At 53.1% G+C, this 10,008-nt stretch carries 6 protein-coding genes; 3 read left to right on the forward strand and 3 right to left on the reverse strand.

What is annotated here, in order from left to right; translation table 11 throughout:
- The first annotated feature begins 161 nt into the window (after nt 1–161).
- Entirely contained in the window at nt 162–641 is a 480-nt protein-coding gene (locus tag KOR42_RS24930; RefSeq protein WP_261342075.1) for a helix-turn-helix domain-containing protein, read from the forward strand.
- 115 nt (nt 642–756) lie between these two features.
- Here the strand turns inward: KOR42_RS24930 and KOR42_RS24935 are convergent, their stop codons facing one another.
- From KOR42_RS24935 to KOR42_RS24945, 3 genes are all read right to left on the reverse strand, one after another.
- On the reverse strand, nt 757–2,793 hold the full coding sequence (locus KOR42_RS24935; RefSeq protein ID WP_146512525.1) for an ATP-binding protein: 2,037 nt from the start codon (nt 2,791–2,793) through the stop codon (nt 757–759).
- Complete coding sequence (locus KOR42_RS24940) at nt 2,790–4,295, reverse strand: ATPase domain-containing protein (protein ID WP_231741122.1); 1,506 nt, start codon at nt 4,293–4,295, stop codon at nt 2,790–2,792. The genes KOR42_RS24935 and KOR42_RS24940 overlap by 4 nt, the downstream gene beginning before the upstream one ends.
- A gap of 301 nt (nt 4,296–4,596) precedes the next feature.
- Nucleotides 4,597–5,418, reverse strand: a complete 822-nt coding sequence (locus KOR42_RS24945) for a DMT family transporter (protein ID WP_146512526.1) — start codon at nt 5,416–5,418, stop codon at nt 4,597–4,599.
- Between the two features lie 413 nt (nt 5,419–5,831).
- On the opposite strand from KOR42_RS24945, the gene KOR42_RS24950 reads away from it, so the two are divergent.
- Both KOR42_RS24950 and KOR42_RS24955 read left to right on the forward strand, forming a co-directional pair.
- Nucleotides 5,832–8,189 (forward strand): PSD1 and planctomycete cytochrome C domain-containing protein, encoded by a 2,358-nt coding sequence (locus tag KOR42_RS24950; protein WP_146512527.1) that lies wholly within the window; start codon nt 5,832–5,834, stop codon nt 8,187–8,189.
- A 4-nt stretch (nt 8,190–8,193) separates the two neighbouring features.
- On the forward strand, nt 8,194–9,624 hold the full coding sequence (locus KOR42_RS24955; RefSeq protein ID WP_197441566.1) for a DUF1501 domain-containing protein: 1,431 nt from the start codon (nt 8,194–8,196) through the stop codon (nt 9,622–9,624).
- The last annotated feature ends 384 nt before the right edge of the window (nt 9,625–10,008 follow it).

A 10,008-nucleotide genomic window follows, 5' to 3' on the forward strand; every position in this document is an offset into this window, starting at 1 on the left:
GAATCATTTCGATCATCTCCCACTGAAGGTCAGTCAGGTCACTTGGGTACGCTTTTCGAATCGCCTCGGACACCGTGCACTCCTTTGCGTTGATGAACCGCAAAGTGTGAACAAAACCAGACTTTCAAAAAACCTCAGTTTCCGGATAGCCTCTGAGTAGCATCCACGTCCCCGTCGAGCAAATCGGTTACCAGGCAGCAGAACTGCTTGACCGACTCTTAAAGGGAGAAAAGATCCCCGAACACCCTGATTTTATTCCCCCCGTGGGAGTTGTTGCCCGTCAATCGACCGACATTCTTGCAGGTGCAGATCCCGATGTGACGGAGGCACTTCTCTTCATTCGTCGAAACGCGCATCGTCCGATTTCTGTCAGCGAGTTGCTGCGACAGGTGCCCGTGTCTCGACGTTCTCTCGAACTGAGATTCCGAACTCTCCTTGAACGCGGAATCGGAGAAGAGATTCGACGAGCCCATCTTGAGCGAGCGAAAGAACTCCTCGCAACGTCAATGCTCTCAGTGAATGAGGTTGCGGAACGATCGGGTTTCACAAGCGCTCCTTACTTCGCACGATTCTTCCGACAAGCCACCCGGATGACACCCACAGATTACCGTCGCCAATTCTACGGATCGTTGCAGCACTGAGCAGAGTTGGATTCGAAAATTCATGATGCTTGAACCGAACCAGTGAGCCCGACATGACGATGTTCAGAAGATCTCAGTGCCCACATGAACGCGGTTCGTTCGACGAATACTTGCGTTACACCTGCGATCCCATGGCCAGATAGCGTTTCACTTTCTGAAGAAGCTGCGCGCTGTCGATCGGCTTGCTTAAGTAATCGTTGCACCCACAGTCGATACAGCTATCCATATCTCCATGCATTGCATCCGCCGTCAGAGCAATGATTGGCCCGCGGTATCCGAGTCGTCGGAGTTGTTCAGCGGTTCGATATCCATCCAGACGAGGCATTTGCATATCGAGAAGAATTAAATCCACAATTCGATCGTTGCGAATCATCTCCTGGACGGTGTCAACAGCTTCCTGACCGTCTTCGGCTTCGGTAATCGTCGCACCTGCTTTCGTCAGGATGCGTGAAGCAAGGAACCGGATATCGCGGCGGTCATCGACGAGCAGAACACTACAGTCGAGTTGGCCCACCTCTGTCGACTTCGACGTCGAAGGAGAATCCTCAATCGGTTGAAGCGGAACCAGCCTGATTCCGTTGATCTCTCCCGGGTGAATGGAGACGGTGAAACAACTTCCTTCGCCGGGTTCACTTTCGACAGTTATCTCTCCCCCCATGATATTGGCGAGCCGTTGAGAGATTGCCAGTCCCAGCCCCGTTCCGCCAAAGTTTCGCGAGACCGACGAGTCCGCTTGCGTGAACGGTCGAAAGAGGCGGTCGATCTGACGTTTCGTCATGCCGATCCCTGTATCCTCCACTCGAAACTCAATTCGGTCCTGCTGTTGCTGGTACGAAACCGAAAGCGTGACGGACCCTCGATCCGTAAACTTAATGGCATTGCCCACAAGATTAATAAGAATCTGTTTGAGTCGCTTTTGATCAGTCAGAATATATTCCGGAACGAGGCTGTCATAATTGATGTTCAGGTCAATTCGATTCTCAGTGGCGCGGATATTCATCATGCTTCGCACGTCTTCAATTAGACGGTTTGGCGAGAATCGTTCCACGCTGAGGTCGAATTTCCCGGCTTCAATTTTCGAGAGGTCGAGAATATCGTTGATGATCTCCATCAGAAATCGACCGTTGCTGCGAATGGTCTTGATGTGATCCTGAACATCGCAGTCATCCACTTTCTCGGAGATCAGATCGATATAACCGAGTATGGCTGTCATCGGAGTGCGGATCTCATGACTCATGTTGGCGAGGAATTCGCTTTTCGCGCGATTTGCTGCTTCCGCCTGCTGACGTGCTTCATGCAACGCGAGTTCTGATTCGTGGCGCTGAGTCACATCCCAAATAATACCGACATGCCGCAGCGTCTTGCCTGATCGCCCAGCGACCGCTTCTCCAACCGCCGACATCCATCGCATCCCGAGAACCGGATGCTCGATCCGAAACTCCATTCGAAGATCGATCCCAGCCTCAATCGATTCGTTCCAGTGAGCGATCAGCTGGTCGCGATCTTCCTCATGGACACGTTCAAAGCAACGTTGCGGATCGGGAACGACTGATATCGAGAACCCGAAGAGTTCGTAAAATCTTGGAGACCAATAGAGTTCCTTTCGACTCCATTCCCAGATGCCCATATGCCCAACCTGCAGCGCCATCCTGAGACGACGAGCATCAATCTCTGATGCTTCTGCAGCACGTCTTCTTTCGATCAGAAGATCACGAACGGCTCGCTGACGTCGCCTGTCGCGCAGTCGTGCCCTCAACTTACTGACGAACACTGCGACTCGAAGTGGACAGGGAACGAGAGTAACATTCCCCAATGACAGGAGACGATCGACTCGTTGCGACGAGAGTTCCTCGCGTCCCAGCAAAACGAGGACCGGAAAGTCTGACCACTCTGGCTGACGTTTGAGAACATCGTGCAAACATGACATGTTGATGTCATTGAGATGACCTTCACCGACGAGCCCAACGCCGACGCCTTCTTCGATCAACTTACAGAAGTCGTCCATATTGAAACATAGATCGACTTCGATTTGCGCATCATCAAGAATCTGCTTACAAATTTCGGCGTCGTGGAGAGTCGGAGCATAGATCGCCACTCGTTGAAGAGCGTCATCTCGCTGAGGAGCGTCATCGATCGGTTGAATTCCACTCATTCCGTTTTCGACTCGTTTCTGCTAAGGAGTGCTTCATTATTGCCGACGAACTCGGGAGTCCCCGCAAGCACGCCGCGGAAGTTCACGAGAGGTTCTCCAATCAGCAAACCTCCACTCGTCAGATCGTATTCGCGAATTGAGCGTTCGTGATTTTCTGTTCGATTCTTGACGACAGACAGGGCACGTCGAATCTTTCCCCCCGCTTCAAAATAACGAAACAGAATCACCGCATCGGCAAGATAACTCGTATCGACCGGTGTTCCCATTGAATTCCCAAGCATTCCATGCTGAGCGACAACAAGAAATGTGGTCACCCCTCGATTCCCCAAATACATGAGAATGTCGTGAAGCTGCACAGTCAGATAGCGTTCGTGTGGCATGGAGCTTACGTAGCCGTTCAAGCTGTCGATTAAGACAACCGAAGCACTCCTCCCTTCTCGATCCACCTTGATCGCATTCCTGACCTTGAGCGCAAACTCATTGGGCGTGATCTCACCCGCTTGCAGATGACAGACTGAAATCAACCCTTGTTTCATGTAATCGCGAAACGGAAATCCCAACCCCTCGGAACGTCTGAGGAGAACCTTTTCACTCTCTTCAAACTCAAATAGAACAGCACGCTCTCCACGACTCGCAGCTTCCACCGCGAACTGGATTCCCATCGAAGACTTTCCGACACCCGCCGGACCGATCAGCAACGTGCTTGAACCTCTCAGAACTCCTCCGCCCAGAAGATTATCAAGCGACTCTAATCCGCTTCCGAGCAGTTGCCCCTCGCTTGATTCGACTTCCGTGTCAGCAGTTGCACGCGGAAAGACTTCGATGCCGCCGCGTCCCAAGCTGATGTCGTGAGCCCCGCCGATGAAATCGGATCCGCGATGCTTGATAATGCGGAGATACCGCCGCTCATTCCCGTAGTCAGTGAGACGCTGTTCCAGTCGGATGACTCCATGGGCCAGACTCTGCAATTGCTGGTCGTCTGATCCTGAAGCTCGGTCATCGAGCAACAATGTCGTACATCCTCGGCCGACGAAAAAACGTTTAAGAGCCAGAATCTGTCGGCGGTATCGCAATGCCCCTTGAGACAACAAACGCATCTCGGAAAGAGAGTCAAAGACGACTCGTTCGGGCTTGTACGAATCCACCAGCTTCTGCACACCCGAGATCGTGCTTCCGAATTCCACTTCCGATGGTTCAAACATCGTATACTGGGCGCGACCGATGTCATCAAGAGGATCCAGCAGTTCATGCACGTGGATACCTTCGAGAGACCAGCCGTGCGAAGTCGCAATCTCTTTCAGTTCATCGGTGGTTTCCGCCAGAGTGACATACACTCCCTTTTCGCCCCGATCACGGCCAGCAAACAGGAATTGCAGCCCAAGCGTGGTCTTTCCGGTCCCGGGTTCGCCTTCGACCGGATACGTGCGTTCGGCAGAAAGCCCTCCATGCAAGATTGCGTCGAGCGATTCGATCCCGGTGCTTACCCTCATACCAACAGCCACTCACTCGATTCTCAAAGGCGGACCAGCAATGTTGATCGAAACAGGCGTTCAGAATTTGACCGAGCCCCGGAAGATCAACAACCACATCGGTCAGCTTTCCCTGGCTCAGGAGTCTCTCCCCGAACTTTCGACGCTCGGGGATTGTAACACTTTCCTTTTCGCTCACACCAGTGACACGGAAAGTTGCACCATATCGGGCTGTCAGAGCCTCTTCATCCCGGGTTCTTGGCGATCCCCATCGGCAAGTGCAGAAGGAATTTGAAGACGCCCCGCATGCGAGTGAAGGAAACCCGAGAACGGGCTAGTTGAGAACCCAGGACATCGCGATTGTCACGAAAGGGAGTGTACTCAGAAAGACCGCGGCAGTGGTCGCGGACGTTTGCTGAATCCCGGAGTACCACAGCCACGTCCCTGCCCAAATTCCCCCTGCTCCCCACCAGAAGACGGCGAGCCATGCATTTGCTGTGAGCCCGGTGAGGTCGACATACCCCGAACTGATGAGAGTCGCTGGAAGAATCAATACGACAGATGCCAATGTCGAAAGAGCGGCGAGCGGAAGCGGATTGAGTCGTCGCGTGACCACTTTCGCCATCAGAATCCCGGACGCTTCACAGATGACCGCCACGCAACTCAGGGCGACCCCGAAGACAAGCATCATCGACTCACAATTCTGAGAGTCAGACTGGGCACACGTCGACCGAATGAAGAGTGCACAACAGGCCGCAAACAGAATCCAACCTAATTGGCCGGGATGAGGACGGTCGCGCACAAACAGCATCGCCCCCAATCCAGTCACCACCGGAGTGAGACAGGTCACCGTACAGATGACCGAACACGGCACAAACCTCGTACTACCCAGCATGAGACCGGAAACGGCGATCAATGAAGCACCAATCAGGATCACGAGGATTGCATCGATGGAAGTGATCTTGGCGATTTCGTCTCGATGCCGCCAGAGAATCGGAAGGAATAGAACCGATGCAACCGTCAGACGAATCGCCGTCCCTTCGAAAACTCCAATTTCCCGAGTAAGGACCTGACTGACAGGCAGAGAGGTACCGAACAGAAGAATAGCGATCGCCATTTGGCAATACGCAACGGGTTTTTGAAGAACAGCGTTCATCAATCGCAATTATTTTTAACGAAACGAGAAAGCAGAATCGGAAGCATCCGTCTTCGTCAGTGAAGTCCAACGCTGGCGCTAACGGTCCTTGCGTCAACTCGGAAGTGTCGCGTCGATGGCGTCCTGAAACGGATTCCCGGACACACTCTCCAACTGCCCGGAATTCCGGAGATATACGACGTAGGACTGAAGGGGCTATCCATGAAATGAAAGCGTTGAACACTTTCGAACCTAACTCCATGGACGGGCCGTCACAATCTGAACTCGCAGACCAATCGAACTGATTACAGCTTTGATGGGAAGGCGTCGATACGACCTGATCAATCGGGAAACCTTCTCTATTCGGTTTGTGTTTCCTGAGTTCTTGATGAGCTGCCGATTCAGACATCAATAAGTAGAAGAGAACTCAAACCATGGGTATCCCCAGCAAAACTGCGATGTTCTCGTCTCGCTTCGCGTGGCTTCTCATCGCTTCCGGAATAGCATCGGGACCGCTTTCCGCTGATCAAACGATTAAATCAGTGAAGTATAATCGTGATATCCGCCCTCTCCTCGCGGACGCATGCCTTAATTGCCACGGGCAAGACGAACAGTCCCGGCAGGCAGATTTAAGACTCGATCGACGTGAAGATGTGCTTCTCGATCGTGGTGGCTATTCAGCCATTGTTCCCGGCGACGCAGAAAACAGCGAAGTCGTTCGCCGCATTCTCTCAGAAGATGCATTCCTTCAAATGCCTCCGCCCGATTCCCCGCGTCAACTGACGGATCAAGAGCGGGCAATGCTCCTTCAATGGATCGAAGACGGAGCAGAATTCGAACAACACTGGTCGTTTATCCCTCCCGAACTTCCGACAGTTCCTGAAGACAATACGGGATGGAGCCGCAACGAAATTGACCGATTTGTGTTGCGGCCTCTGAAAGACAACGGCCTCAAACCGCAAGACGAGGCCGATTGCCGAACGCTTATCAGAAGAGTCACGCTCGACCTCACTGGACTCCCCCCGACCCGGAAACAGGTCGAACAATTCCTGGCTGACACTCGCCCCGATGCTTATGAGCGACTTGTCGACACTCTGCTCGCTTCACCCCAATACGGAGAACAACAGGCGAGCATGTGGCTCGACCTGGCGCGGTACGCCGATTCGGGCGGGTATCAGGGGGACATCCCAAGAACAATGTGGCCGTGGCGAGACTGGGTCATTCAGGCGTACAACAAGAACCTTCCCTTCGACAAGTTCACGCTTTATCAACTCGCGGGAGATTTACTCCCCAATCCCAGCGACGAACAACTTATCGCGACCGGTTTTAACCGAAATCATCGTATTAACGATGAAGACGGCATTATCCCGGAAGAGTTTCGAATGGAGTATGTCGTCGACCGGGTTGAAACAACATCACTCACATGGATGGGCCTGACGATGGGATGCGCCCGTTGCCATGACCATAAGTTCGACCCCATCAGCCAGGAAGAGTTCTATTCGTTTCTCGCTTACTTCAACAGCGTCGATGAATTCGGTCGCGGGTACGGAAACGCGCAACCTCTCTTCTATTACGATCCTGAAACCCAAGCAATCATCGAACGTATCGATCGAGAGTTAATCGAACTCGGCGACGCCGCTCAGGGTGAATATCAAAAACTGATCGACCTGAAAGCCGAACGGGATGAGGTCCTTTCGAAATCGTTAACCGTCATGATCATGAAAGACCTGCCGGAACCGAGAGAGACCTTTATTCTCGATCGCGGCCTCTATGATTCTCCCGGGAAGAAGGTCGAGCATGGTGTCCCAGCGGCAATTCTTCCACTCTCGAAAGAGGTTCCTCGCAATCGACTCAGCCTCGCAAAATGGTTGACGGATCCACAGCATCCGTTGACGTCTCGCGTCGCGGTCAATCGATACTGGAAATCGCATTTCGGTCGAGGACTCGTCTCGACTCCCGAGGATTTCGGAACACGTGGAGCCCCACCTTCTCATCCGGAACTTCTCGACTGGCTTGCCGTCCGTTTCATTTCATCGGGCTGGGATGTGAAAGCGCTTCACCGCCTGATCGTTACCAGCAGCACTTATCGACAAGACTCGTCTGCGACAAAAGAACAGTACCTGCGAGATCCTGAGAACCGACTTCTGTCTCGCGGACCGAGAGTTCGAATGCGTCCGGAAGAGATTCGAGATCAGGCGCTGTCTGCATCGGGACTTCTCAATTCCAAAGTCGGTGGCCCCTCAGTGAAACCTTATCAGCCCGATGGGGTTTGGGAAGAAATGGTGGCGTTCTTTCCTGAATACAATCAGTCGCACGGCGAAGACCTGTATCGACGCAGTCTCTACACATTCCTCCGACGAACCGTTCAGCCACCAAATATGAATTCCCTCGACTTCCAGAGTCGAGAGATCTGTCAGGTGAATCGACCAACGACGAACACCCCGCTGCAAGCTCTGGTTCTGATGAACGATCCGACCTACGTCGAAGCTGCGCGTGTTCTCGCTCAACAAACAATGCTCACCTGCCCTTCATCGTCCAACGACGAACTCTGGCTCACGGACGTTTTGGAGCGAATTCTGATTCGCCCGCCAACATGCGACGAAATCGAAATTCTCAAAGCACAACTGCACCAACATCGAAACGACTACCGTTCTCGTCCGGAACTCGCCCAACGCCTGATGACTGTTGGCGAAAGTCCGATTGACTCAAAGATGAATCCCGTTGAACTGGCCGCCCGGACTGTTGTTGTAAGTCTGATTTTCAACGTGGACGAAGCCATCAACCGGGAGTAGAACATTGAATCCATTCGCAACCGAAATCCATAAGCAATCTCGTCGCTACTTCTTTGGGAAAAGTGCGACCGGACTCGGGGCTGCTGCGCTGGGGACCCTTCTCAAGTCGGAAACCGCACACGCCGCACAAGGTCCTCATCTGCCCAGCACAGCGAAACGGGTCATCTACCTGTTTCAGTCGGGCGCCCCATCGCAAATGGATCTTTTCGACCCCAAGCCTGACCTCGAAAACCGACGTGGCGATGAACTCCCTTCATCAGTCCGAATGGGCCAGCGATTAACGGGAATGACCGCTCAACAAGACCGTCTTTGCATCGCGCCATCGATCTACAAGTTCCAAAGACACGGAGAGTCCGGAGCGTCGGTGAGCGAACTTCTGCCGCATACTGCTCAAGTTGCTGACGAACTCTGCTTTATTAAGTCGATGCACACTGACGCCATCAATCATGACCCGGCGATTACCTTTCTTATGACGGGCAGCCAACTTCCCGGACGCCCCAGCATCGGATCCTGGCTTTCCTATGGTCTCGGCAAAGAAGCTGAGAACTTACCAACGTTTGTCGTTTTGTCTTCGAAAGGAAGCGGTCGCCCCAATGGTCAGCCACTCTATCAGCGACTTTGGGGAAGCGGGTTTATCCCATCCGAACATCAAGGGGTTCGCTTCGGCAACACAACTGAAGCTGTGCATTACCTCTCGAATCCAGCCGGTGTCGACAGCCACGCCCGACACTCCTGGTTGAACGCTCTGAGAAAGATGAACGAAGCCAAGCTGGAAGAAACATATGACCCGGAAATCGAAACTCGGATCTCTCAATATGAGATGGCCTTCCGGATGCAGTCTTCTGTCCCTGAACTAACCGAAATTGAGAACGAACCGCAATCGACGTTCGATCTTTATGGAGAAGATGCGAAACAACCCGGAACCTTTGCCGCCAATTGCCTGCTCGCCCGTCGAATGGTCGAACGCGGGGTCCGTTACGTTCAGCTATTTCATCGCGGTTGGGATCAGCACGTCAATCTCCCGAAACAGCTTCCCGGACAGTGCAAGGATACCGATCAAGCCTCAGCTGCGTTGGTCCTTGATCTCAAGCAACGTGGTCTTCTGGACGACACAATTGTCATCTGGGGAGGAGAGTTCGGGAGAACGATTTACTGTCAGGAAGCACTCTCTGCCACGAACTACGGACGAGACCACCATCCCCGATGCTTCACCATGTGGGTTGCGGGCGGAGGATTCCGACCGGGGCTCAGCTACGGCGCGACTGATGACTATTGCTACAACGTCACAGAGAACCCTGTCTCCGTCCACGACTTTCACGCGACGCTCTTACACGCCCTCGGAATCAAGCACGAGCACTTCACATTCCGGCACCAAGGACGTGATTACCGCCTGACAGACGTTCACGGTCGTGTTGTCGACGACTTGCTCAGCTAGCGAACTCATCACATCCACGATGCTTGAAAGACTGCGAATGAGGATCGCTTGAAGCACTCTGCTCGAACGATGGTCCGTCGTTTAGAGACAGTCACAGACTTCGCTGTATTGCGACGGATGCTGACTTCCGTAGTAAGTCACACAGGTGCATGTCCCCTGGTATTGCTCACACTTTCCGTAGACGTATCGCAGCGGGACCCAGGTCGGGCCGAAGTTGTCTCTGCATTCTGAGAGGCTATCCGGAAACTGAGGTTTTGTGAAAGTCTGGTTTTGTTCACACTTTGCGGTTCATCAACGCAAAGGAGTGCACGGTGTCCGAGGCGATTCGAAAAGCGTACCCAAGTGACCTGACTGACCTTCAGTGGGAGATGATCGAAATGATTC

This window comes from Thalassoglobus neptunius, assembly GCF_007859735.1.
In the GTDB taxonomy this organism is placed as follows: Bacteria; Planctomycetota; Planctomycetia; order Planctomycetales; family Planctomycetaceae; genus Thalassoglobus; species Thalassoglobus neptunius.

What these genes read in the sequence shown, in the direction of transcription:
- KOR42_RS24935 (WP_146512525.1), bottom strand. Translation starts at nt 2,793, where the DNA reads ATGAGTGGAATTCAACCGATCGATGACGCTCCTCAGCGAGATGACGCT.
- KOR42_RS24945 (WP_146512526.1), bottom strand. Translation starts at nt 5,418, where the DNA reads ATGAACGCTGTTCTTCAAAAACCCGTTGCGTATTGCCAAATGGCGATC.
- KOR42_RS24950 (WP_146512527.1), top strand. Translation starts at nt 5,832, where the DNA reads ATGGGTATCCCCAGCAAAACTGCGATGTTCTCGTCTCGCTTCGCGTGG.